19 protein-coding genes and 2 pseudogenes are annotated in these 23,707 nt (G+C 67.8%); 10 read left to right on the forward strand and 11 right to left on the reverse strand.

Annotated features, from left to right (window positions below; translation table 11 throughout):
- Nucleotide 1: 1 nt before the first annotated feature.
- On the reverse strand, nt 2-448 hold the full coding sequence (locus BN972_RS10075; RefSeq protein WP_036355823.1) for a PPOX class F420-dependent oxidoreductase: 447 nt from the start codon (nt 446-448) through the stop codon (nt 2-4).
- Nucleotides 449-500: 52 nt separating this feature from the next.
- Here BN972_RS10075 and BN972_RS10080 point away from each other — a divergent pair, with 52 nt between their 5' ends.
- From BN972_RS10080 to BN972_RS10090, 3 genes are all read left to right on the forward strand, one after another.
- Complete coding sequence (locus BN972_RS10080) at nt 501-875, forward strand: MerR family transcriptional regulator (protein WP_036355826.1); 375 nt, start codon at nt 501-503, stop codon at nt 873-875.
- 120 nt (nt 876-995) lie between these two features.
- Nucleotides 996-2,819, forward strand: coding sequence for a fatty acid--CoA ligase FadD11 (gene fadD11 / locus BN972_RS10085; RefSeq protein WP_036355828.1), 1,824 nt, complete (start codon nt 996-998; stop codon nt 2,817-2,819).
- 10 nt (nt 2,820-2,829) lie between these two features.
- Nucleotides 2,830-4,713, forward strand: a complete 1,884-nt coding sequence (locus tag BN972_RS10090; protein WP_036355830.1) for a lysophospholipid acyltransferase — start codon at nt 2,830-2,832, stop codon at nt 4,711-4,713.
- On the opposite strand, the gene BN972_RS10095 is transcribed toward BN972_RS10090, so the two are convergent.
- Nucleotides 4,694-4,903: a hypothetical protein gene (locus BN972_RS10095; RefSeq protein WP_036355833.1), complete on the reverse strand. Its 210-nt coding sequence runs from the start codon at nt 4,901-4,903 to the stop codon at nt 4,694-4,696. The genes BN972_RS10090 and BN972_RS10095 overlap by 20 nt on opposite strands.
- 80 nt (nt 4,904-4,983) lie before the next feature.
- Here BN972_RS10095 and BN972_RS10100 point away from each other — a divergent pair, with 80 nt between their 5' ends.
- Nucleotides 4,984-5,421, forward strand: coding sequence for a nitroreductase family deazaflavin-dependent oxidoreductase (locus tag BN972_RS10100; RefSeq protein WP_036355836.1), 438 nt, complete (start codon nt 4,984-4,986; stop codon nt 5,419-5,421).
- A gap of 33 nt (nt 5,422-5,454) precedes the next feature.
- Nucleotides 5,455-6,738 (forward strand): threonine ammonia-lyase, encoded by a 1,284-nt coding sequence (gene ilvA / locus BN972_RS10105; RefSeq protein ID WP_036355839.1) that lies wholly within the window; start codon nt 5,455-5,457, stop codon nt 6,736-6,738.
- A 260-nt stretch (nt 6,739-6,998) separates the two neighbouring features.
- Here the strand turns inward: ilvA and BN972_RS10110 are convergent, their stop codons facing one another.
- Nucleotides 6,999-7,649 carry a pyridoxamine 5'-phosphate oxidase family protein gene (locus tag BN972_RS10110; protein WP_036355842.1) on the reverse strand — a complete coding sequence of 217 codons (651 nt, stop codon included), beginning with the start codon at nt 7,647-7,649 and terminating at the stop codon, nt 6,999-7,001.
- A gap of 43 nt (nt 7,650-7,692) precedes the next feature.
- Here BN972_RS10110 and BN972_RS10115 point away from each other — a divergent pair, with 43 nt between their 5' ends.
- The gene (locus BN972_RS10115; RefSeq protein WP_036355846.1) at nt 7,693-9,021 is read left to right on the forward strand and encodes an aminotransferase class I/II-fold pyridoxal phosphate-dependent enzyme; all 1,329 of its coding nucleotides are present in this window, start codon (nt 7,693-7,695) and stop codon (nt 9,019-9,021) included.
- Between the two features lie 2 nt (nt 9,022-9,023).
- Here BN972_RS10115 and BN972_RS10120 read toward each other — a convergent pair whose 3' ends face one another.
- The 7 genes and pseudogenes from BN972_RS10120 to BN972_RS10150 form a co-directional block, all read right to left on the reverse strand.
- On the reverse strand, nt 9,024-9,299 hold the full coding sequence (locus tag BN972_RS10120; RefSeq protein ID WP_036355849.1) for a DUF4190 domain-containing protein: 276 nt from the start codon (nt 9,297-9,299) through the stop codon (nt 9,024-9,026).
- 53 nt (nt 9,300-9,352) lie between these two features.
- Nucleotides 9,353-11,086, reverse strand: coding sequence for a malto-oligosyltrehalose trehalohydrolase (treZ, locus tag BN972_RS10125; RefSeq protein ID WP_036355852.1), 1,734 nt, complete (start codon nt 11,084-11,086; stop codon nt 9,353-9,355).
- Nucleotides 11,079-13,379: a malto-oligosyltrehalose synthase gene (gene treY, locus BN972_RS10130; protein WP_036355853.1), complete on the reverse strand. Its 2,301-nt coding sequence runs from the start codon at nt 13,377-13,379 to the stop codon at nt 11,079-11,081. Before treY ends, treZ begins: the two co-directional genes overlap by 8 nt.
- 3 nt (nt 13,380-13,382) lie before the next feature.
- Nucleotides 13,383-15,575 carry a glycogen debranching protein GlgX gene (gene glgX / locus BN972_RS10135; RefSeq protein WP_051545204.1) on the reverse strand — a complete coding sequence of 731 codons (2,193 nt, stop codon included), beginning with the start codon at nt 15,573-15,575 and terminating at the stop codon, nt 13,383-13,385.
- Between the two features lie 42 nt (nt 15,576-15,617).
- Complete coding sequence (locus BN972_RS10140; RefSeq protein ID WP_036357218.1) at nt 15,618-17,762, reverse strand: acyltransferase family protein; 2,145 nt, start codon at nt 17,760-17,762, stop codon at nt 15,618-15,620.
- Nucleotides 17,763-18,191: 429 nt separating this feature from the next.
- A pseudogene (ripD, locus tag BN972_RS10145) lies at nt 18,192-18,866 on the reverse strand (NlpC/P60 family peptidoglycan-binding protein RipD); the annotation flags it as partial.
- A gap of 322 nt (nt 18,867-19,188) precedes the next feature.
- Nucleotides 19,189-19,614, reverse strand: coding sequence for a hypothetical protein (locus BN972_RS10150; RefSeq protein WP_036357222.1), 426 nt, complete (start codon nt 19,612-19,614; stop codon nt 19,189-19,191).
- An 84-nt stretch (nt 19,615-19,698) separates the two neighbouring features.
- On the opposite strand from BN972_RS10150, the gene BN972_RS10155 reads away from it, so the two are divergent.
- From BN972_RS10155 to BN972_RS10170, 4 genes are read left to right on the forward strand one after another with little or no spacing between them, the layout of a single operon-like run.
- Nucleotides 19,699-21,012: an adenosylmethionine--8-amino-7-oxononanoate transaminase gene (locus BN972_RS10155; protein ID WP_036355856.1), complete on the forward strand. Its 1,314-nt coding sequence runs from the start codon at nt 19,699-19,701 to the stop codon at nt 21,010-21,012.
- Between the two features lie 6 nt (nt 21,013-21,018).
- Nucleotides 21,019-22,170, forward strand: a complete 1,152-nt coding sequence (locus BN972_RS10160; RefSeq protein WP_036355860.1) for an 8-amino-7-oxononanoate synthase — start codon at nt 21,019-21,021, stop codon at nt 22,168-22,170.
- Entirely contained in the window at nt 22,167-22,844 is a 678-nt protein-coding gene (gene bioD, locus BN972_RS10165; RefSeq protein WP_036355863.1) for a dethiobiotin synthase, read from the forward strand. The genes BN972_RS10160 and bioD overlap by 4 nt, the downstream gene beginning before the upstream one ends.
- The gene (locus tag BN972_RS10170; protein WP_036355865.1) at nt 22,844-23,353 is read left to right on the forward strand and encodes a 2'-5' RNA ligase family protein; all 510 of its coding nucleotides are present in this window, start codon (nt 22,844-22,846) and stop codon (nt 23,351-23,353) included. Before bioD ends, BN972_RS10170 begins: the two co-directional genes overlap by 1 nt.
- 2 nt (nt 23,354-23,355) lie before the next feature.
- On the opposite strand, the pseudogene BN972_RS10175 reads toward BN972_RS10170, so the two are convergent.
- Nucleotides 23,356-23,707: pseudogene (locus BN972_RS10175) on the reverse strand (PE family protein); the annotation flags it as partial.

Genomic DNA, 23,707 nt, shown 5'->3' on the forward strand with positions numbered 1-23,707 from the left:
GTCAGTCCAGGACCACCCGCACAATCGCGCTGTCCGGCCAAAGCCCGCGGTCAAGCGCCCGCCGCAGCTTCTCCCGCAGCGGCAGGTCACGGTGCACGTTGGTTACGCCCGGAATCTTGAGTAACGGAACGATGTTCCACTGCCAGCCGTAGCGCCGGTGCAGGATGCGGTTCGCGCGTTCGGCGTCGGCGCCGGCCAGGATCGAGGCCCGGCCGGTTATCTCCGCCGTGCCGGGTTGCACCCGGCCGCGATAGTCGCAGACGGCGAGTCGCACGTCAGGTCGCGCGGCCAACCGTTTGGTCTTCGGTCCCACCTTGGTGCGGAACAGCAGAGCGTCGCCGTCGAAGGCGAACCAGATCGGGGTGTCGACGGCGGTGCCGTCGCGGCGGAAGGAGCGTAGGCGGGCGTAGCGGGCGGTGGCCAGCTCGGTGTAAGTGGTGGTGTGCATGGGGCCAGTGAACAACTTAGAGTTGACTCGAAGTCAAGCTTGGAAGGTCCGGATGCAACTGACCATCGGAGACGTGGCCCGCGACGCCGGTATCGCGGCGACCACCCTGCGTTACTACGAGCAGATCGGGCTGGTGCCGGCGCCGGCGCGACGGGGCGGGCAGCGCCGCTATGACGACTCGATCCTCGACCGGCTCGAGGTGATCCGCCTCTGCAAGTCGGCCGGCTTCTCGCTGGAGGAGATCCAGCTACTGTTCGCCGACGACGCGCCCGGACGCCCGGCCTCTCGCGCGCTCGCCGAGCGAAAACTCATCGAAATCGACGCTCAGATAGCGTCATTGGTCCGCGCGCGGGAGGTCATCGAGTGGGGGATGCGGTGCACCTGCCCGTCCATTGATGCCTGCAGCTGTGGCGTCCACCCCTGCTGATAGGCGCCTGTCCTCCCTCCGTCACGCTATCGTGACGCTCGCCGTCGAACGCCACGCCAGCGTGACGCTCGCAGGACGTAGGCTCAGCAATGTGATCTGGGGCGAGCAAGGAGAACGGTGATGACCACAGCCGAGCGTCCGACCACCCTGTGCGCGGCCTTCCAGCGCACCGCCGCGATTGACCCAGACGCTGTCGCACTGCGTACACCCGGCGGATCCCAGACCCTGACCTGGCGGGAATACGCCGACCAGGTTCGTAAGGTCGCCGCCGGCCTGGCGGGTCTGGGCGTCCGGCGCGGTGACACCGTGTCGCTGATGATGTCCAACCGCGTCGAGTTCTACCCGCTGGAGGTGGGCGCGCAACACGTTGGGGCAACGTCGTTTTCGGTGTACAACACCCTGGCCGCCGAACAGCTGACCTACGTCTTCGCCAACGCGGACACCAAGGTGGTGATCTGCGAAGAACAGCACGTGGACCGGATCCTGGCCAGCGGCACAGCGATCGAGCACATCGTCTGCATCGACGGCAACCCCGCCGGAACGATGACGCTGGACGACCTTTACGCGGCCGCGCCGGCTGACTTCGACTTCGAGGCGACCTGGCGCGCGGTGCAGCCCGACGACGTCGTCACCCTGATCTACACCTCCGGGACGACCGGCCACCCCAAGGGCGTGGAGATGACCCACGCCAACCTGCTGTTCGAGGGCTACGCCATCAGCGCGATCCTCGACATCGAGTTCGGCGACCGGGGCACGTCGTATCTGCCGACGGCCCACATCGCCGACCGGATGTGCAATCTCTACCTGCAGGAGATGTTCGGCACCCAGGTCACCACAATCTCCGACCCGCGCGCGATCGCGGCAGCACTGCCGGACGTACGGCCCACGATCTGGGGTGCCGTCCCGCGAATCTGGGAAAAGCTCAAGGCCGGAATCGAATTCGTCGTGGCAAACGAAACCGACGAGGTGAAGCAGGCCGGACTGCAGTGGGCCATGTCGGTGGCCGGCAAGCGGGCGGCTGCACTGCTGGCGGGCCAGCCCGTGCCGGAAGAACTAGCGGCGGAGTGGAACAAGGCCGACGAGTTGGTGCTGTCGAAACTGCGGGAGAAGCTCGGATTCGGTGAACTCCGGTGGGCTATCTCGGGCGCGGCGCCGATCCCCAAGGAGACGCTGGGATTCTTCGCCGGTATCGGAATCCCCATCGCCGAGGTGTGGGGGATGTCCGAGCTCAGCTGCGCCGCCACCGGGTGCCATCCCCGCGTCGCGCGTCTGGGCACCGTCGGCAGACTGCTGCCCGGGCTGGAAGGCAAGATCGCCGACGACGGCGAGTTCCTGGTTCGGGGGCCGTTGGTGATGAAGGGCTACCGCAAGGAGCCGGCCAAGACCGCCGAAGCGATCGACCCCGACGGATGGCTACATACCGGAGACATCGTCGAGATCGACGCCGACGGATACCTGCGGGTGGTGGACCGCAAGAAAGAACTGATCATCAATGCCGCCGGAAAGAACATGTCGCCGGCCAACATTGAGAACACGATCGTGGCGGCCTGCCCGATGGTTGGCGTGATGATCGCCATCGGCGACGGTCGGCCCTACAACACCGCGCTTATGGTTTTCGACGCGGATTCGGTGGGACCGTACGCGGCCCAGCGCGGTCTGGAGCCGACACCGCAGGCGCTGGCCGCCGACCCCGAGGTGATCGCGCAGATCGCGGCCGGGGTCGCCGAAGGCAATCAGAAGCTGTCCCGGGTCGAGCAGATCAAGCGCTTCCGTGTCCTGCCGACGCTGTGGGAGCCCGGTGGTGACGAGATCACTTTGACGATGAAGCTCAAACGCAAACCCATCCACGCCAAGTACGCCGCCGAGATCGAGGAGTTGTACTCCGACGAGCCCGGCGACCAGGTACACCAGCCCGCTGTCGCCGCAGCGGCACAACCGGCATGAGGGGGACGAGGTGAGTGCACGCGAGGTCGGTCGCAGCGGTGTGCGAAAGCTGCTGCAGCGCACCGGATTTGTCGACGAATCCACGACCGCACTGCCCACCGACCCGGAGGCGGTGACTCAGCTGCTGGGCGCCCGATGGTTCGGTGAACGATTGGATGCACTGGCCGAGGAGCTCGGTCGCGATCCCGCGAGTGTGCGGGTGGAAGCAGCGGGCTACCTGCGGGAGGTCGCGGCGTCGCTGGACGAGCGGGCCGTGCAAGCCTGGCGGGGGTTCAGCCGCTGGTTGATGCGTGCCTATGACGTGCTGGTCGACGAGGATCAGATCGCCCAGCTGCGCCGCCTGGATCGCAAGGCCACACTGGCCTTCGCCTTCTCCCACCGCTCCTACTTGGACGGCATGCTGCTGCCGGAGGCGATTGCCGCCAACCGGCTGTCGTCGGCCTTCACGTTCGGCGGGGCCAACCTGAACTTCTTCCCGATGGGCGGCTTCGCCAAGCGCACCGGCACCATCTTCATCCGTCGCCAGACCAAGGACATCCCGGTGTACCGCTTCGTGCTGCGGGCCTACACCGCGCAGCTGGTGCAGAACCACGTCAACCTCACCTGGTCGATCGAGGGCGGGCGAACCAGAACCGGCAAGCTGCGGCCGCCGGTGTTCGGCATCCTGCGCTACCTCACCGACGCCGTCGACGAAATCGATGGCCCCGAAGTGTATTTGGTGCCGACGTCGATCGTGTACGACCAGCTGCACGAGGTCGAGGCGATGACCACCGAGGCCTACGGCGCGACCAAGCGGCCCGAAGACTTCCGGTTCCTGGTCCGGCTTTCCCGTCAGCAGGGCGAGCGGCTGGGTCGTGCGTACCTCGACTTCGGCGAGCCGCTGCCATTGCGCAAGCGCCTAGAAGAACTGCGCGCCGATCCCTCGGGCACCGAGACCGTTGTCGAGCGCATCGCGCTCGATGTGGAACACCGGATCAACCGCGCCACGCCGGTGACCCCGACCGCGGTGGTCAGCCTGGCGCTGCTGGGCGCCGACCGGTCGCTGTCCATCAGCGAGGTGCTGGCCACGGTAAGGCCGTTGGCCAGCTACATCGCGGCCCGCAACTGGGTGGTTGCGGGGGCGGCCGATTTGACGAACAAGTCGACGATTCGCTGGACCCTGCACCAGATGGTGGATTCCGGCGTGGTCAGCGTTTACGACGCCGGCACCGAGCCGGTGTGGGGGATCGGCGCCGACCAGCATCTGGTCGCGGCGTTCTACCGCAACACCGCCATCCACATTCTGGTCGACCGTGCCATCGCCGAGCTGGCCCTGCTGGCTGCGTCGGAAAACTCGGCTGACGGGACGGTGTCGCCGGCGTCCGTGCGCGACGAAGCGCTGAGCCTGCGCGAGCTGCTGAAGTTCGAGTTCCTGTTCTCCGGGCGGGCGCAGTTCGAGATGGAACTCGCCGACGAGGTCCGGCTCATCGGGCCGGTCGAGGACACCACTAAGGACGCCACCGCCGAGGAAGTGGGCAACCTGTTGGAGTCGGCGGATGTGCTGCTGGCGCATCTGGTGTTGCGTCCGTTCCTGGACGCCTACCACATCGTCGCTGACCGGCTGGCCGCTCTCGAGGACGAATCGCTGGATGAGGACACGTTCCTGACCGAGTGTCTCGAGGTGGGCAAGCAGTGGGAGCTGCAGCGCAGGATCGCCAACGCAGAGTCCCGGTCGATGGAATTGTTTAAGACCGCGCTGCGGCTGGCCCGGCATCGTGAGCTGGTCGACGGTGCTGATCAGGCCGACATCGCCAAGCGGCGGCAGGAGTTCGCCGACGAGATTGCGACTGCGACGCGCAGGGTCAACGTGATTGCCGAAATGGCCAGGAGAAGGGTCAGCCTCGCAGGTCCGTAGCGACCTTGAGCAGCAAACCGACCGCAATACCGACACCGGCGCCGCTCAGCACTGCGGGTGCGGCGCTGGCCGTCACGGCCCCGACCAGCAGCAGCGTGAGAAGCCCCGCAATGACCGCGAACAGCTTGTGCCGCGGCCACGGCACACCCGCGACCAGCACATCGGTCCTGCTCAAGGCGGGTTGGGTCATGAAATTGAGTATAGGCAGCAGATTAGATTTCGGCTAATCGAAACATTCGATGCGGCCGATCTGCGACATAGAGTGGTCGTATGCCACTAGAAGGTGAGTACGCACCCAGCCCATTCGACTGGTCCAGGGAGCAAGCCGAGAAGTATGTGCAATCCGGTGGCTCCGAGGCCGCGGAGCTCAAGGGCAAGCCGATCATTGTGCTGACCACCGTCGGCGCCAAGACCGGCAAATTGCGCCGCACTCCGCTGATGCGCGTCGAGCACGACGGCCAGTACGCGGTGGTCGCGTCGCTGGGCGGCGCGCCAAAGCACCCGGTCTGGTACCACAACGTCGTCAAGAACCCGCGCGTCGAACTGCAGGACGGCAGCGTCACCCGCGAATACGACGCCCGCGAGGTGTTCGGCGATGAAAAGGCCGTCTGGTGGGAACGGGCTGTCGCGGCGTGGCCGGACTATGCGGACTACCAAACGAAGACCGACCGGCAGATTCCGGTATTCGTCTTGACCCCGGTGAGCTGATACGGCCCGCCGTGGCCATGGCACCATTGACCGGTGTCCGCCGAACTGAGCCAGCACCCGAGTAGGTCGCCGCTGTCCGCGGTTGATATCGACCGTGCGGCGCAGCGAATTGCTCCGGTGGTGACGCCGACTCCGTTGCAGCTCAGCGAGCGGCTCTCCGAGATCACCGGCGCGACGGTGTACCTCAAGCGGGAAGACCTGCAGGTGGTGCGCTCCTACAAACTTCGCGGCGCTTACAACCTGCTGGTGCAGCTGTCCGAGGAGGAGCTGGCCGCCGGGGTGGTGTGCTCGTCGGCGGGTAACCACGCTCAGGGCTTTGCGTTCGCGTGCCGGTCCCTCGGCGTCCACGGCCGGGTGTACGTGCCCGCCAAGACGCCCAAGCAGAAGCGGGACCGGATCCGCTACCACGGCGGTCAGTTCATCGAACTGATTGTGGGCGGAACGACCTACGACATGGCCGCCGCGGCCGCCCGCGCCGACGTCGAACGCACCGGCGCCACCTTGGTCCCGCCGTACGACGACCTACGGACCATGGCCGGCCAGGGCACGATTGCTGTCGAAATACTTGCCGAGCTGGGCGGGGAGCCGGACCTGGTCATCGTGCCGGTGGGCGGCGGCGGATGTATCGCCGGCATCACGACTTACCTGGCCGAGCGGACCGTCAACACCGCGGTGCTGGGGATCGAACCGGCCGGCGCCGCCGCGATGATGGCCGCCCTGGCCGCCGGGGGACCGGTGACGCTGGAGCACGTGGACCAGTTCGTCGACGGCGCCGCTGTGGCCTGCGCGGGTGCGCTGCCCTACGCCGCGCTGGCTGCTGCCGGTGACATGGTGTCGATCACCACCGTCGACGAAGGCGCGGTATGCACCGCAATGCTGGACCTCTACCAGAACGAAGGGATCATCGCCGAGCCGGCGGGAGCGCTTTCGGTTGCCGGCCTACTGGAGGCGCAGGTCGAGCCGGGTTCGACGGTGGTGTGTCTGATCTCGGGCGGCAACAACGACGTGTCCCGCTACGGGGAGGTGCTGGAACGCTCGCTGGTGCACCTCGGCCTCAAGCACTACTTCCTGGTGGACTTCCCGCAGGAGCCCGGCGCGTTGCGGCGGTTCCTCGACGAGGTGCTCGGCCCCAACGACGACATCACCCTGTTCGAGTACGTCAAGCGCAATAACCGGGAGACGGGCGAGGCGCTGGTCGGCGTGCAGCTGGGATCGGCCGCCGACCTCGATGGGCTGCTGGCGCGGATGCGGGCGACGGAAATTCACGTCGAGACACTGCTGCCGGGGTCGCCGGCATATCGCTACCTGTTGCTCTGAGGCTGACGCCCCTTCCTCCGCGCTGCCCTTCCGCGGCCGCCTTCCTCCGCGAAGGTGCGCAGATGTCCGCCTCTTGCGGCGTGTTGTTGGCACGCTGCGCACCCTCGCGGCGGGGATGGTCCTTGCGACGGGCCGCCCGCCTGGCGAAGGTGCGCAGATGTCCGCTTTTTGCGGCGTGTTGTTGGCACGCTGCGCACCCTCGCGGCGGGGATGGTGCTGGCGACGGGCTGCCCGCCTGGCGAAGGTGAGCGTGCGACGCGTCAGCGCAGGTAGGACGGCACCGGGGTAGCGGGATCGAGATCGTCGGCAGGCTGGGCCGCTCCGGCGGCCACCGAGATAGGCACCACACCAGCCCAGTACGGCAGGCTCAGGTCTTCCTCGTCGTCGGACACCCCGCCGAGGCGCAGCTTCGCCGAGACCTCGAGCAGATCAACGGCCAGCACCGCGGTCGCGGCCAGTTCGCGGGCATTCGGCGGCCGGCAGTCGGCGGCCCGGCCCGGCCGGATGTGCTCGATCAGCGCGTCCAGCGCCCGCCGCTTCTCGTCAAGATCGTCGACCAGGCGGGCGGTGCCGACCACGACCACTGAGCGGTAGTTGAGTGAGTGGTGCATCGCCGAGCGTGCCAGCACCAGGCCGTCGACCAGAGTCGCGGTGATGCAGACGGGCATCCCGGACCACCGCGCCGCCAGCATCGGACCGCTGCCCGACGAGCCGTGCAGATAAAGGACCTCGCCAAGCCGGGCGTGGGTGGTCGGCAGCACCACCGGTTGCCCGTCGTTGACGTACCCGAGGTGGCAGATCAGCGCTTCGTCCAGGATGCGGTGGACGGTGTCGCGGTCATAGCGCGCGCGATCCCGGTAACGCGTCGGTGTGGTGCGGGGGGTGGGTCGGTAATCGGCGGCCACAGCAATAGACCCCTTGCTATCTAGTTTGTTCTAGTACATACTGTTGATTATGCCAGTACGATACAGCATATCCGGAACCGGCGCAGAGTCGATAGCCGCCAGCGTTGAAGAGGGCATCTCCGACGGCGCCCTGGCGCCCGGCGATGCGCTGCCGTCGATCCGCGAGGTCGCGGCCCAGCTCGGGGTGAACGCCAACACCGTCGCCGCCGCCTACCGTCTGCTGCGCGAACGCGGGGCGGTCGAGACCGCCGGACGGCGCGGCACCCGGGTGCGGGACCGGCCGGCTACCACGCCGCGCTCCCTGCTCGGCCTCGCGGTGCCCGCGGGCGCCCGCGACCTGTCGACCGGCAATCCGGACCCGGAGCTGCTGCCCATCGCCACCGCACAGCTTGCCCGCCCGAACGCCGGCAAGCCGCTGCTGTCCGGGCAGTCGGCGATGTCGGCCGAGCTGGTGAAGTTCGCGCGCAAGGATCTGGGCGCCGACCGCGTGCCGGCCGATTATCTGACGGTGACCAGCGGTGCACTGGACGGCATAGAACGGGTACTGGCTGCGCATCTGCGTCCCGGCGACCGGGTCGCGGTCGAGGACCCGGGCTGGGCCAACATGCTCGATCTTGTTGCAGCGCTTGGACTTTCCCCTGAACCCGTCAAGGTCGACGACGAGGGGCCGGTAGTGCTGAGCATGGCGCGGGCACTGCGCCGCGGAGCACGGGCGGTCATCGTCACTACCCGGGCGCAGAACCCGACCGGCGCCGCGCTGTCCAAGGAACGCGCCGCCGCGCTGCGCAGCCTGTTGGCCGCCAAGACCGGTGATGTGCTGGTGGTCGAGGACGACCACTGCGCCAGGATCTCCGGTGCCCCGTTGCATCCGCTGGCGGGCGCTACCCGCCGCTGGGCGTTCGTCCGTTCGGTGTCCAAGGCCTACGGCCCCGATCTGCGGCTCGCTGTGCTGGCCGGAGATCGCCGCACCGTCGAGCGGGTGCACGGCCGGTTGCGGCTCGGTCCCGGCTGGGTGAGCCGCCTGCTGCAGGACCTCGCGGTCCGCATGTGGACGGACGAGGCCGCGACGGAGATGGTGCACACGGCCCAGGTGCGCTACACCAAGAATCGCGAGGCGCTGCGGGCGGCGCTGGCCGAGCGTGACATCACCGCGCACGGCAAATCGGGGCTCAACGTGTGGATCCCGGTGCCCGACGAGACTGTCGCGATCACCAGGTTGCTCAGTGCGGGCTGGGGTGCGGCCCCGGGCACCCGCTTCCGGATGGACACGCCGCCCGGCATGCGCATTACCATCGCGGACCTCAAAGACGACGAGATCGACCCGTTGGCCGACGCCATCGCCGACGCTGTGCACGGTACGGGGCCTGCCAGTGTGTGAGCTCAGGCCAGCAGCCAGACGAACAGTGCGACGTAGCCGAGGAGGTGCGCCACCGACAATGCCAGCCCTGCGATCGCCATGGCGCGGCCTTCGCGGTTCGTCGGCTCGCAGCGCTGCATCGCGTTCAGCGCGAGCGGGATGGTGATCAATGACGTCGGGACGAAGAAGAGCAGGTATTGCAGGACGCCGACCGTGAGGCTGAGCAGGGCCAAGCCGTTGACCGCGCGCCGCTGCGGGGCGAAGACGGGGAACGCGAATGCCGGGCTGATCGTCGTCATGTCACAAGACCCTCGGGCACGGCACTTGCCGGATTCTTGGCGGATCCTTGACGTTAGCCGCTGCGCAGTATGGCGAAGGAGTGCCCGGGCAGCTCGGTGGCGCTGTCACCGATGTCGGGTGGGTCCCAGGCCAGCACCAGCTCACCGGTGACCGGCACCCGCACCGGCTCGGCACCCAGGTTGCAAGCCACGTGCAGCGTATTGCGCCGCAGCACGATCCAGCGCTGTTCTTCGTCATAGTCGACCGTCAGATGATCAAGCCACGGGTCGGCGAAGTCGGGCTCGCCGTGCCGCAGCGCGATCAGGTCGCGATAGGTGCGCAGCAGCCGGGCGTGTTCGCCGGAGTCCACCTCGTCCCAGATCAGCTTGGACCGCTGGAACGTCTGCGGGTCCTGCGGGTCGGGGATCTCGTCGGCGTCCCAGCCGTGTTCGGCGAACTCGGCTTTGCGTCCGTCCCTGGTGGCCTGCGCCAGTTCCGGTTCGGGATGTGAGCTGAAAAATTGGAACGGACTGGACGCACCCCACTCCTCTCCCATGAAAAGCATTGCCGTGTAGGGCGACCCGAGCACCAGTGCGGCTTTGACGGCGAGCTGGCCACCGGTCAGGTTCTGCGAGGGCCGATCCCCGAGTGCGCGATTGCCGACCTGGTCGTGCGTGCAAGTGTAGGCCAGCAGTCGGGTGGCCGGGATTCCAGATTCCTCGGTGGTGTCCAGCGGCCGTCCGTGCCGCCGTCGCCGGAACGACGAATAGGTGCCGGCGTGGAAGAAGCCGTGGCGCAGCGTCTGCGCCAGCGTGGCCAGCGAGCCGAAATCGGCGTAGTAACCCTGTCGTTCGCCGGACACCGCGGTGTGGATGGCATGGTGGATGTCGTCGGCCCACTGCGCGGTGATCCCGTAGCCGCCCCGATCCCGCGGGGTGATCATCCGCGGGTCATTCAAGTCACTTTCGGCGACGAGTGACAATGGACGGCCCAATTGCCTTGAAAGCCAGTCTGTTTCGGTCGACAGCTCCTCCAGGATGTGTACAGCGGTGGTGTCTACCAGCGCGTGTACGGCATCCAGGCGCAGCCCGTCGGCGTGGAAGTCGCGCATCCAGCGCAACGCACACCCGATGATGTAGCGGCGCACCTCATCGGAGTCAGCGTCGGCGATGTTGATGCCCTCACCCCACGGGTTGCTGGCCGAGGACAGGTACGGCCCGAACTTTGGCAGGTAGTTACCGGACGGCCCCAGGTGATTGAACACCGCGTCGATCAGCACACCCAGCCCGCGCGCGTGGCACGCGTCGACCAGCCTCACCAGTCCGTCGGGTCCGCCGTACGGTTCGTGCACGCTGTACCAGAGCACACCGTCGTAGCCCCAACCATGGGTGCCGGCAAACGAATTCACCGGCATCAGCTCCACGAAGTCCACCCCGAGCTCGACCAGATAGTCCAGCTTGGCGATGGCGGAATCGAAGGTGCCCTCCGGAGTGAAAGTGCCCACGTGCAACTCGTAGATCACCGCACCCTCGACCGACCGGCCGGGCCAGTCGCCGTCGGTCCAGGCGGCGGCATCGGCATCCCACAACTGCGAGCGCTCGTGTACCCCGTCGGGCTGGCGGGCCGACCGGGGGTCGGGCAGCACGGTGGTGTCATCGTCGAGCAGGAAGCCGTACCGGGCGTCCGACGGCGCGTCGACGGTCGCGTGCCACCAGCCGTCGTCGGATCGAGTCATCTCGTGCACGGCACCCTCGACGTCAAGGCGCACTCGCTCGGGCTTGGGCGCCCACACCCGGAAGTCAGGCATGGCTGCGCTCCAACAGGACGACCGGCAGGTCGGCGAACAACTGGGCGGCCGAGGTGGGTCCGCTGGACATGGCCCCGGTCAGCCGGTCGGTCCACGAGCCCTCCGGCAGGGGCAGCACCGTATCGCCCCAGCCGAGCTCGGCCAGCCGCACCGTCCAGCGGGTGACCGCGACCAAGATGTCGGGTCCGCGGCGGAATGCCACGACGTGGTCACTGGCCTGACCGGCGGCGAGGACGGGGACGTAGTCACTGTGCAGGAAGCAGTCCGGGCGCGAGCGCCGCAGCCGCAGTGCGGTGGTGACGACACGAATCTTCGGATGCTGCAGGTCGTTCAGCGCGGCCCGGCGGACGGCATAGTCGACTTCGCGGCGGTTGTCCGGGTCGACCAGGCTGTCGTCCCACAACTCGGTGCCCTGGTACACGTCGGGGATGCCGGGGACGGTCAGCGCGAGCAGCTTTTGGCCGAGCGCGTCGCTTGCGGCATGGGGATTGAGCTGACCGACGAGCTCGGTCAACGCGCCGGCCACCGGCCCATCCAGCACGGTGTCCAGCCAGCGGTGGACACCGTCCTCGAAGTCGGCATTCGGATCGTTCCATGTCGTGTGCACCGCGGCTTCGCGGATCGCCTTTTCGGCGTAGCCGTGCAGCCGCTCGCGCAGCGAATCGGTGATTTCGCCGCTGACCGGCCAGACGCCGAAGATGTTCTGCCACAGGAATTGTCCGGTCGCCGGGTCGGGGGAGGGAGCCTGAATCTCCCAGCGCCCGACAAACTCCGCCCACAACGACGGGACCTGGGAAAGCACGCCGATCCGGGCGCGGACATCCTCGCCTCGCTTGGTGTCGTGGGTGGTGAGCGTGGTCATCGCCTGCGGCCACAGGCGGGCGCGGGTCACCGCACTCTGGTGGAACTCGGCGGCGCCGACGCCGAAACGGTGCGGTTCGCCGCCGACCTCGTTGAGCGAGACCAGGCGTGCGTCGCGGTAGAAGAGGCAGTCCTCGACGGATTTGGCGGTGACCGCGCCGCACAGTTGCTGCAGCCGGGTCGCCGGCTCACCCCCGTTGGCCAGCGCGGCGGCCAGCACTTGCAGCGCGGGACCGTATTCCGGTTGCGCTGCTTGCGTTTCGGCCAACGCCGTGGGCAGTGTCGCCGCCAGCCCCTGGTAGTCGCAACGGTAGACGTCGATGTGGGTGAGCAGCGCTGCTATCGCATCCGGCAGTAGCGGATCGTCGGCCTTGGCGGTCGCCACGATGCTGCGTCGCAGCCGGGCGAGCTCACTGCCGAGGGTTTCCGTCGCTGCCTGGATCTTCAATTCGGCCAACTGCTGCGGCATTTCGTCGTAGTCCACCCCGGCGGATTCGACCAGCGCGGTGAGCGCCGGCGCCCCACTGGGGTCGATGAACAGACCGCCCACCTCCCGCAGCACGTCGTAGCCGGTAGTGCCGGCCACCGGCAGCGTCGGCTCCAGGGCTTCGTCGACGGCCAGGATCTTCTCGATCACGATCCAGGCGTCCGGCCCCAGTAACTCCCGTAACCACGTCAAATAGCCTGCAGGATCGGATAAACCGTCGGGGTGGTCGATCCGCACACCGTCCACCAGGCCCTCGTCAACCCAGCGCTTGACCTCCGCGTGGCTGGCGTCGAAAACCTTGCGATCCTCCTGGCGCAACCCGGCCAGCGAGGTGATCGAGAAGAAGCGGCGATATCCCACCACCCCGCTCTTCCAGCCCACCAGCCGGTAGTGCTGGCGGTCATGCACCTCCGGCCCGGTCCCGCTCCCAGTGCCCGGCGCGATCGGAAACGCCAGATCACCCAGTCGCAGTAGGTCGCCGTCAACGGTCAGATCCGCGACGTCGCCGTCAGATCCCAACACCGGCAGGATGATTCGCCCCGATTCGTCCAGGGTCCAGTCGATGTCGAAGAACGACGCATACTCGGAGTCCCGGCCGTGCCGCAGCACATCCCACCACCATGCGTTCTGCTCGGGTTTGTCGACACCGACGTGATTGGGTACGACGTCGACGATCAATCCCATACCGCGGGCGCGTGCCGCGTCAGCCAGCCGGGCCAGGCCCTCCGGCCCGCCGAGGTCGGCGGACACGGTCTCCGGGTTGGTGACGTCATAGCCGTGCGACGAGCCGCTAACCGCGGTCAGGATCGGCGACAGGTACAGATGCGACACCCCGAGTTCATCGAGGTAGTCGAGCAAATTCTCGGCGTCGGCAAGGGTGAACGCGAAACCGCTAGACGCGCCGCGCAACTGCAACCGATAGGTTGCTGAGACTGGAAAAGGCATGTGTCACAACGTCTTACGTAGAATCAGCACGGAACGGCCGGCCAGCGAGACTTCCTCGCCGTTCCTGACGACCCGCTCGGCCGCGCCGGTCGGGCTGGTGGTGTCTAGCTCCACCGTCCACTGCCGCGCATAGTCACCGTGGGGCATGACGAAGGTGACCTCCTGGTCGTAGGCATTGAAGCAGAGCAGGAACGAGTCGTCGACGATGCGCTCGCCACGCCGATTGGGTTCGGGTAAGGCCTGACCGTTGAGAAACACCGCGATGCTTTTGCCGAAGTCGTTGTCCCAATCCTGCTCGGTCATCTCCTCGCCGGTCGGGGTCAGCCAGGCGATGTCGTGCACTTCGGCGCCAGTGCGCAAGGGCCCGCCCTTGAGGAATCGGCGGCGGCGGAACACCGGGTGTTTCCTGCGCAGCCTCGTGACCCGTTTGGCGAACATCAGCTGGTCGGCGTTCTTCTCCGCCAACGACCAGTCCATCCAGGACAACTCAGAGTCCTGGCAGTACACGTTGTTGTTGCCCTGCTGTGTGCGGCCGAACTCATCGCCGTGGGAGATCATCGGCGTGCCCTGGCTCACCATGAGGGTGGCCCAGAAGTTGCGCATCTGCTGGCAGCGCAGCTCGACGATGTCGGGATCGTCGGTCGGGCCTTCCACGCCACAGTTCCACGACCGGTTGTGGCTTTCGCCGTCGCGGTTGTCTTCGCCGTTGGCCTCGTTGTGTTTTTCGTTGTAAGACACCAGGTCGTGCAGGGTGAATCCGTCGTGGGCGGTGACGAAGTTGATGCTGGCGCTGGGGCGCCGCCCGGTCGCCTCGTAGAGGTCCGACGACCCGGTCAGCCGGGAAGCGAACTCGCCAAGGGTTGCGGGTTCGCCCCGCCAGTAGTCGCGCACAGTGTCGCGGTATTTCCCGTTCCATTCGGTCCACAAACCTGGGAAATTCCCGACTTGATAACCGCCTTCACCGATGTCCCACGGCTCGGCGATCAGTTTGACCTGGCTGACCACCGGATCCTGCTGCACCAGGTCGAAAAACGCTGACAGGCGGTCGACGTCGTAGAACTCGCGCGCCAGCGTGGCGGCCAGATCGAAGCGGAATCCGTCGACGTGCATCTCGAGCACCCAGTACCGCAACGAGTCCATGATCAGCTGCAACGTGTGCGGGTGCCGGACGTTGAGGCTGTTTCCGGTGCCGGTGAAGTCCTTGTAATGCCGCAGATCCCCGTCGACGAGGCGGTAATAGGCGGCGTTGTCGATGCCGCGGAAGTTGATGGTCGGGCCGAGATGGTTGCCCTCGGCGGTGTGGTTGTAGACGACGTCGAGAATGACCTCGATGCCCGCTTCGTGGAACGTGCGCACCATCGACTTGAACTCCGCCACCGCGCCACCGGGCTTGCGGGCGGCCGCGTACTGGTAGTGCGGGGCAAAGAAGCCAAAGGTGTTGTAACCCCAGTAGTTTCGCAGGCCTAAGTCCAGCAGCCGGTGGTCGTGCATGAACTGATGAACGGGCATCAGTTCGATGGCGGTGACACTGAGTGACTTCAGATGGTCGATGATCGCCGGGTGCGACAACCCGGCATAGGTGCCGCGCAGTTCGTGCGGGATGGCGGGATGGGTCTGGGTCATGCCTTTGACGTGCGCCTCGTAGATCACCGTCTCGTGGTACGGCGTGCACGGCGCGCGGTCCGATGCCCAGTCGAAGAACGGGTTGATCACCACGGAGGTCATGGTGTGGCCCAATGAATCGACCATCGGGGGAGTGCCGGTCTCCGACGGGTTCTCGGCTGCGACCGCCAGGTCGTAGGAGTACAGCGCCTGGCTGAACTCGAAGTCACCGACAAACGATTTGCCGTACGGGTCGAGCAGCAGCTTGCTGGGGTCACACCGCAGCCCGGCATCCGGGTCGAACGGGCCGTGCACCCGGAATCCGTACCGCTGGCCGGGGGTGATGTTCGGTAGGTAACAGTGCCAGATGTAACCGTCGACCTCGTCGAGATTGATCCGGGTCTCGGTGCCGTTCTTGGCGATCAGGCACAGCTCGACCCGGTCGGCCACCTCGGAAAACAACGAAAAGTTGGTGCCGGCACCGTCATACGTGGCGCCGAGGGGGAAAGGCGCGCCCGGCCAAACCGTCGCCAGAGCGGGCGACGTGTCGGCCTCGTCAAAAGGACTTTCGTTCTTTCGCTCGGTCGAAGCCATTACTCGACCTTAATCGTGAGGCGTCGCGACCGGAGGTTGTCGTCACCACCAGCCGGTGATTGCCGCGATCTGCCGGCCTAGCTCAGGCGCCAACGTGCGCATGTAGGTCGCCGTCAGGTGATGAGGATCACGGTAAATCAGCACGTTGCCCTCGACGGCGCGGCACAGGTCCGGACGGCAGATCGCGTCGGACAGATCCAGCGGCTTCAGCAGCGGGAACTGCCCGACGAAATCCAGGGTGCCGTTGCGATCGGAGAGCAGCTCGCTGCGCTTGATCCCGCAGGACGTCGAGTTGCCGGCCTTGGCCAGGCAGTCGGCCGGGTTGAACGGTTGGCCGTTCTTGACCAGCCACGGGGTGTCCCGGACCGCCAGAACCGGAATGTTGTTGTCGGAGAACGTTTGCCAGATCCCGATGTAGGTGGCGGGCATGACGTCGCCGGGCTTGATGTTCCACGGCCGGGTCGAGGTGGTGAACACATAGTCGGGGCGGTCGCTGACCAGTTTGGCCATCGTCGTCTCCACCCATTCCCGGCACTGCGGGTAAGGAGCGTTGTTGCCCATGATCAGGGGCACCTGTTCGGTGGACAACGCGCAGCCCATCTTGAGATAGGTCACCACCCGGAAGTGATGCAGCCGGCCCAGCAGGTCCAGCGCGGGCAGCCAGTGTTCGGCGTGCGAGCCGCCGGCCAGGGCGATGGTCCGAGGAGCGTTGTCGTCGCCGTAGGTGCAGTTGACGACGGCCGGGTTGGCGAAGTCGCTGATGCAGCCGTCCCTGGTGGAGGCGGGCAGGTCCTCCTGGACCTCGAGCACGGTCGGCCGCATCCGCAGGGACGGCACCCGCACGTGGTTCACCAGCGCCCGTGCGCCGGGATAGTCGTTGGGGCTCAGGCCACTGAGCTCCTTGCCCGACGCACGCTCGATCACCAGGTGCTCGCGCCAGGTGAACGAGGTGGCGGTCAGTGTGACGCCTAACAGCGCCACGATCGATCCCAGCGCCATAGTGGGCCGGCGCAGTCGCTGCCGCCAGGCGACCGGCGCGGGGCGCGGCGCGTTGGCCCGGTAGCGCAGCGGGTCCTCGACGTGTCGGGTGGTCAGGTAGGCCAGCACACCGGATACCAGCAGCACCGCGGCGCCTTCGATGAAGTTGGCGTCCTTGTGGCCGGTGTAGGCGAGCCAGAAGATGAGCAGCGGCCAATGCCAGAGGTACAGCGAATAGGCCATCGCTCCGAGCGTGACCAGCGGACCGGCCGCCAGGATCCGGCTGGGCGCGGGCATCCGGTCGCGCGTGTCCGGGCGAGCCTGCATGTTCGCCCCCGCCAGGATCATCAGCATGGTGGCGCCCACCGGCACCAGCGCCCACGGACCCGGGAATTCTTGGACGCCGTCGATCAGCGCGCCGCAGGACAGGATCGCGGCCAGCGCCACCATGGCCACGGCCGTCCGCCACCACATGGGCCACCGAATGACGGGGACTACGGCGCCGACCAGCGCACCCAGCAACAGCTCCCAGCCCCGCGCAAAACTGTTGTAGTAGGCGACCGGTTGATATTCGTTATGGGCCATGATCGCGTAGACGAAAGAGGCCACCGTCAAAGCGGTCAACAGCACCACGAAGAAGGTCCGCAGGTGCTTGCCCAGCACTCCGCGAAGCAGGTATGCGCTCCCCGCCACCAAAATCAGAAAGGCCAAATAGAACTGGCCTTGAACCGACATCGACCAGATGTGCTGCAGCGGGCTCACGGCTTCGCCGGCGCGCAGGTAGTCCGCGGTCGAGTTGGCCAGCTCCCAGTTCTGGTAGTAGCCCAGGCTGGCCAGACTCTGGTCGGCGAACGTCTCCCATCGGGTCTGCGGCTGGATCAGGACAGTCAGGAGCGCGCACCCGGCGAGCACCACCACCAGGGCCGGGACCAGCCGGCGAATAAGCCGCACCACTTCGGTCACCGGCGACAGGGAGCCGGCGAGCGCGGACCGCAACACCTTGCCGCCGAAGAAGAATCCGGACAGGGCCAGGAAGACGTCCACGCCGCCAGACACGCGCCCGAACCAGACGTGGAAGGCCGCGACCAGCGCGATCGCGATCCCGCGCAGGCCGTCGAGGTCGTGCCGGTAGAAACCCGAAGACCGGGTCCCCATACCGCCCGGCTCCCCGCTGGTAGCCGGTCTGGAAGGCGGTGTCTGCGTCTGCATGATCACCGTTAACTTACCGAAAACCGCCACTCGCTCCTGAGCGCTCGTTCGGGCGAGGCGTTCATGCTCTCGCTGGACGGCGGTGCCGGCGGCGAGGGAGCGAGTGGCGGTGGTGCGGGGAGTTTCCGGCGGTTACCTGCCCGGGGCTGCTGGAACCGGCTGCACCGGCACCAGCTGCAACGGCGGCGTCGGGACCGGCTGCGCGGGTGCCTGCTGGGCGGGTACCTGCTGCAACGGCGCCTGCTGGCCGGGCAACTGCGCCGGCGCCTGCGGCGTGAGCGCCTGCTGTTGCAGTGGCGCCTGTTGGGTCGGCAGTTGCTGCACCGGCGGCTGCTGCAGCGGCGCCTGCTGACCGGGAAGCTGTTGCGCCGGAGCTTGCTGCGCCGGCGCTTGCAGCGCCGGGGCCTGCTGAGCCGGCAACTGCTGTCCTGGTAGCTGCTGGGCGGGTGCCTGTTGGCCCGGAACCGCCTGGGCCGGTGCCTGCTGTCCCGGAACCTGCTGCAGCGGCGCCTGCTGGGCCGGTGCTTGCTGCCCGGGAACCTGCTGGGCCGGCGCCTGCTGGACGGGTGCCTGCTGGGCGGGTGCTGGCGCCGCCGGTACCGTCTGTGCGCCCAGGATGCGGACCAGGTACGGCGTCATCCCGCTGCTGCGCACCGGCGAGACCTGGACCACATCGCCGACCTCGAGCATCTGACCGTTGCCGAGGTACATGGCGACGCTCTGGGTGCCTTCGGGACCGTAGAAGATCAGGTCAGCCTTGCGGGCCTGCTGGGGCAGCACCCTCTCGCCGATCCGGTACATCTGGCCCGACGACCGCGGCAGCTTGAGCCCGGCACCGGCATATGCGTACTGCATCAGGCCCGACGCGTCGAACCCGACGGTGTTGATGCCCGACCCGGTGCCGCGTGTGGGGCCCGTGACACCCCCGCCGGCCCAGGAGAACGGCACACCGCGCTGGGAGAGTCCGCGCGCGATGACGGTGTCGGCGAGCTGCTGATAGTCCGAGGCCCGGGTGTAGGGATCGGCTGCCGCCAGCCCGGTGGTGGTCACCATGGGTGCGGCCAGCATGGCCAAGCCGACCGCCAAGGCGTAGACGCGTTTCATGTCGTTCCCTCGTTTCCTGAGGCCTCGCGGCCCCTCTGTGCCTCAGCGCGTAGTCCGCGCATCCGCTGCCCTTCCAGACCGGCCGCCACGTCGGGGCCGAGCGCCGCTGGATGACACTTGGTGAGGTGAACGGCGCAGTCAGCCCGTTCTATTCACACCAGTCACTACAGACACTTTGGCAACAGAGATTAGCGACCGCCAGACGCGGCAAACATTCTTTGTCGTAACGTGACCGGACGGTGACTAGCAGGGCCAATTCCGTGACGGCGGTTGTGATTTCGGTCTCAAAGACGTTGCCGCCGCGTGATGCTTTCCGGGCTGCCTAATGCCAGTAGTTGCTGCTGAAATCGGTGAGGGCTCGACCGACCACTGAGGCCAAACTCAGGACACCGACCGAGACGATCGGCCAGAAGGACATGAACCAGCCCTTGACCAAGGAGACAATCGGGCCCAGCAAAGCTGCGGTTGCCGCTGCGCCGACCCCGCCCCACACCAGCGGATAGATGTAGTAGTCGACGCCGAAAGGCACCATTCCGCACTCTTCGCCTTGACAGACGGTCTCGGTGAAGGCGAACAGCCGCGTCGGCCAACTGGTCATGGTGACCGCCGTGATCAGCAGCGCCAGCAGGACCAACATGGTGATGACGTCCCAGGGAACCAACCGCAGCCTGATGATCCGGAGCTCGGATTTGTCCGCCGATTGCTCCGCCTCGGTGTGCGTGTCCGGGGTCTCTTCAGGCGCGGTCATGTCCTGCATGCTTCCCGATGAACCGCTTTTCTGCGAACCGATGGGGGGTCGGCGGGCCTTGCGGCTGCATTAGTCTCGGCTTCCATGGCAGCGGCCGGAACGCCCGGGTCCAAGCTGACGCCTGCGCAGATCAGCGCGATCGACGCCGCCCATCTGTGGCACCCCTACAGCACCATCGGGGCGGAAGCCGTCGCCCCCGTGGTCGCAGTGGGCGCGCACGGGACCCGGCTGACCCTCGTTCGGGAGGATGAGCGGGTCGAGGTGATCGACGCGATGAGCTCCTGGTGGACCGCCATCCACGGCCACGGCCACCCGGTGCTGGACGCGGCGATGACCGCGCAGTTGGCCACCATGAACCACGTCATGTTCGGTGGCCTCACCCACGAGCCCGCCGCCCGGCTGGCCCGGCTGTTGGTGCAGGTGACACCGGAGGGACTGGAGACGGTGTTCTTCAGCGACTCGGGGTCGGTGTCGGTGGAGGTGGCCGTGAAGATGGCGTTGCAGTACTGGCGCAGTCTTGGCCGCCCCGGCAAGCACCGGCTGATGACCTGGCGCGGCGGCTATCACGGCGACACGTTCACCCCGATGAGCGTCTGTGATCCCGACGGCGGCATGCACTCGCTGTGGACTGACGTGCTGGCCGAGCAGGTCTTCGCACCGCAGGTACCGCGCGAGTACGACCCGGATTACAGTGCCGCGTTCGAGGCGCAGCTGGCCCGGCACGCGGCCGAACTGGCCGCGGTGGTGGTCGAACCCGTCGTGCAGGGCGCGGGCGGGATGCGCTTCCATGACCCGCAATACCTGGCCGACCTACGCGACATCTGCCACCGGCACCAGGTGTTGCTGATCTTCGACGAGATCGCCACCGGCTTCGGGCGCACGGGCGAGTTGTTCGCCGCCGACCACGCCGACGTGAGCCCGGACATCATGTGCGTCGGCAAGGCGCTCACCGGCGGGTACCTCAGCCTGGCTGCGACCCTGTGCACCGCCGAGATCGCACACACCATCAGCGCCGGCGCGGCGGGTGCGCTTATGCACGGCCCGACATTCATGGCCAACCCGCTGGCGTGTGCGGTGTCGGTAGCCAGCGTGGAGCTGTTGTTGAGCCAGGACTGGCGGTCGCGGGTCGCCGAGATCGGCGGGGAACTGGTCGCGGGGCTGGAACCCGCCCGGGCTGTGCCCGGGGTTACCGACGTGCGGGTCTGCGGCGGCATCGGCGTCATCGAGTGCGACCGCCCGGTCGATCTGGCCGTCGTCACGCCCGCGGCCATCGACCGCGGCGTGTGGTTGCGGCCCTTCCGCAACCTGATCTATGTGATGCCGCCCTACATCTGTACGCCCGTCGAGATCGCGCAGATCACCTCGGCGATGGTGCAGGTCGCGCGCCTCGTAGGCTGAACCGCGATGGCACCGATCGAAACGACCTCCCCGCTGGCCTGGCTGGACGCGGTGGAGTCCCAGCGCCGCGAAGCCGGACTGCGCCGCTCCCTGCGGCCGCGTCCCGCCGTGGCCACCGAATTGGACCTCGCCTCCAACGACTACCTGGGACTTTCCCAGCATCCCGACGTCATAGAGGGCGGTGTGCAGGCGCTGCGCGTCTGGGGTGCCGGTGCCACCGGCTCGCGCCTGGTCACCGGCGACACCGAACTGCACCAGCAATTTGAGACCGAGCTTGCCGAATATGTCGGGGCGGCAACGGGTTTGGTGTTCTCCTCGGGTTACACCGCGAACCTCGGCGCGGTGGTGAGCCTGACCGGCGCGGGTTCGCTGCTGGTGTCCGATGCCTATTCGCACGCATCCCTGGTGGACGCCTGCCGGTTGTCCCGGGCGCGGGTGGTGGTGACGCCGAATCGCGACGTCGGCGCGGTGGAGACTGCCCTGGCGACGCGCGCCGAAGAGCGCGCGGTGGTCATCACGGACTCGGTGTTCAGCGCCGACGGCGCCCTGGCCCCGCTGCGGGAATTGCACGAAGTGTGCCGGCGGCACCGCGCCCTGCTCATTGTGGACGAGGCGCACGGCCTAGGCGTGCGGGGCGGTGGGCGCGGACTGCTGCACGAGGTGGGCCTGGCCGGTGCGCCCGACGTCGTGATGACGACGACCCTGTCCAAGGCGCTCGGCAGCCAGGGTGGGGTGGTGCTGGGGCCGCCGGCGGTGCGGGCGCACCTGATCGACGCCGCCCGGCCGTTCATCTTCGATACCGGCCTGGCCCCGGCCGCGCTCGGTGCCGCGTTGGCGGCGCTGCGGATCCTGCAGGCCGAACCCTGGCGGCCGGGTGCCGTGCTCCGGCATGCCCGCGAGCTGGCCCGGGCGTGCGACGTTGCCGAGGTCCCGCAGTCGGCGGTGGTGTCGGTGATCCTCGGCGATCCCGAGGTGGCGCTGGCGGCCGCTACAGCCTGTCTGGACGCCGGGGTGAAGGTGGGCTGCTTCCGGCCCCCGACGGTTCCCGTCGGGACATCCCGATTGCGGCTGACCGCGCGTGCCTCGCTGAGCGCCGACGAACTCGAACTTGCCCGCCGGGTGCTGACCGACGTTCTCGCCGAGGCCCGCCGCCCTTGACCGTCCTGGTCGTCACCGGGACCGACACGGGTGTCGGAAAGACAGTCGCCACCGCTGCGTTGGCATCCCACGCCCGGCAGGCCGGCATTGATGTGGCGGTGTGCAAACCTGTGCAGACCGGCACCCGCGACGGCGACGACGACCTCGCCGAGATCGCCCGCTTGTCCGGAGTCGCCGGGTTGGTCGGGTTGGCCCGGTATCCGCTGCCCATGGCCCCCGCCGCCGCCGCCGAGCTGGCTGGGACGCCGCTGCCCACCCACGACGAGCTGCTGCAGCTGGTCCGCGGTGTCGACGGGCCCGGGCGCTTGACCCTCGTCGAGGGCGCCGGGGGAGTGCTGGTCCAGCTTGCCGACGGCGGCTACACGTTGCGGGATCTCGCGGTGGACCTGGGCGCCGCGGCGCTGGTCGTGGTCGGCGCGGGGCTGGGCACCCTCAACCACACCGCGCTCACCCTGGAAGCCCTTGCGGCACGGCGCCTTTCGTGTGCGGGCCTGGTGATCGGCAGCTGGCCGGCGAAGCCCGGGCCGGTAGAGGCCTCAAACCGGGCGGAGCTGGACAGGCTGGCGCCGGTGCGCGCCGCGCTGCCCGAAGGGGCCGCGGCCGCCGGCGTGGACTTCGCCGCGCTGAGCGCGGTGGCGTTCGACCGCGACTGGGTCAGCACGTTGGTCCGCTGATGGCGCATTCGATCGAGCTGCTCTTCGACCCTGACACCGAGGCCGCACTACGGCGGATGTGGGACAAGCTGGCCGCCGCGGGCATACCCGCCCGAGTACCGCCCGGCCGGCCGCACGTGACGGTGGCGGTATCGCAGCGGATCAACGCCGACGTCGACGAGCTACTCGGCCCGGTGGTGCGGCGGCTGCCGCTGCGCTGCGCGGTCGGGGCGCCGCTGATATTCGGTCGTGGCAATGTCGTGTTGACCCGCCTGGTGCTGCCATCCAGACAGCTAATGGATCTGCATGCCGAGGTCCATCGGTTGTGCGGGCCGCATCTGCTGCCTGAGCCGATGGCCAACAGCCTGCCGGGGCAGTGGAGCGCGCATGTCACGCTGGCCCGCCGGCTCGACGGCGCCTTTCTGGGCCAGGCGGTGGAGGTCGCCGGGCGACCGGTCCAGCTCGACGGCCACTTCACCGGGTTGCGCCGGTGGGATGGTGACAAACGCGTCGAGTATCAGCTCGGCTGACGTTAACCGGATTGCCCGGGCGTGCCAACTGAACCGGAAATGCCGTCGGCGCCCACCTGCCCGTCGCTGCCGGCCAGACCTGTGGCAATCCCGCCGGTGCCGCCGGGGCCGCCCGTACCTGCTGGACCGCCACCTCCCGCAGCGCCGCCGTTACCCGCACCGCCGCCGCTTCCGAAGGCGCCCGCGTTGCCGAACAGTCCCGCGGCACCACCGGCGCCGCCGTTTCCGCCAATCCCGCCGTCGCCGCCGTCGCCGCCGTCGCCGCCGTTGCCGCCGTTGCCGCCGTTAGCGCCTTTGCCGCTGGTACCGCCGCCGATGCCACCGTTACCGCCGGTGCCACCCAGAGCGCCGTCG

This window comes from Mycobacterium asiaticum DSM 44297, from assembly GCF_000613245.1.
Classification (GTDB): Bacteria; Actinomycetota; Actinomycetes; order Mycobacteriales; family Mycobacteriaceae; genus Mycobacterium; species Mycobacterium asiaticum.

Bases quoted from the DNA above. Each gene is read 5' to 3' on its own strand.
- BN972_RS10120 (WP_036355849.1), bottom strand. From the start codon at position 9,299: ATGACGACGATCAGCCCGGCATTCGCGTTCCCCGTCTTCGCCCCGCAG.
- BN972_RS10080 (WP_036355826.1), top strand. From the start codon at position 501: ATGCAACTGACCATCGGAGACGTGGCCCGCGACGCCGGTATCGCGGCG.
- treZ (WP_036355852.1), bottom strand. From the start codon at position 11,086: ATGCCTGACTTCCGGGTGTGGGCGCCCAAGCCCGAGCGAGTGCGCCTT.
- treY (WP_036355853.1), bottom strand. From the start codon at position 13,379: ATGCCTTTTCCAGTCTCAGCAACCTATCGGTTGCAGTTGCGCGGCGCG.
- fadD11 (WP_036355828.1), top strand. From the start codon at position 996: ATGACCACAGCCGAGCGTCCGACCACCCTGTGCGCGGCCTTCCAGCGC.
- BN972_RS10155 (WP_036355856.1), top strand. From the start codon at position 19,699: ATGGCAGCGGCCGGAACGCCCGGGTCCAAGCTGACGCCTGCGCAGATC.
- BN972_RS10140 (WP_036357218.1), bottom strand. From the start codon at position 17,762: ATGCAGACGCAGACACCGCCTTCCAGACCGGCTACCAGCGGGGAGCCG.
- glgX (WP_051545204.1), bottom strand. From the start codon at position 15,575: ATGGCTTCGACCGAGCGAAAGAACGAAAGTCCTTTTGACGAGGCCGAC.
- BN972_RS10150 (WP_036357222.1), bottom strand. From the start codon at position 19,614: ATGACCGCGCCTGAAGAGACCCCGGACACGCACACCGAGGCGGAGCAA.
- BN972_RS10115 (WP_036355846.1), top strand. From the start codon at position 7,693: ATGCCAGTACGATACAGCATATCCGGAACCGGCGCAGAGTCGATAGCC.
- BN972_RS10160 (WP_036355860.1), top strand. From the start codon at position 21,019: ATGGCACCGATCGAAACGACCTCCCCGCTGGCCTGGCTGGACGCGGTG.
- BN972_RS10075 (WP_036355823.1), bottom strand. From the start codon at position 448: ATGCACACCACCACTTACACCGAGCTGGCCACCGCCCGCTACGCCCGC.
- BN972_RS10100 (WP_036355836.1), top strand. From the start codon at position 4,984: ATGCCACTAGAAGGTGAGTACGCACCCAGCCCATTCGACTGGTCCAGG.
- BN972_RS10095 (WP_036355833.1), bottom strand. From the start codon at position 4,903: ATGACCCAACCCGCCTTGAGCAGGACCGATGTGCTGGTCGCGGGTGTG.
- BN972_RS10170 (WP_036355865.1), top strand. From the start codon at position 22,844: ATGGCGCATTCGATCGAGCTGCTCTTCGACCCTGACACCGAGGCCGCA.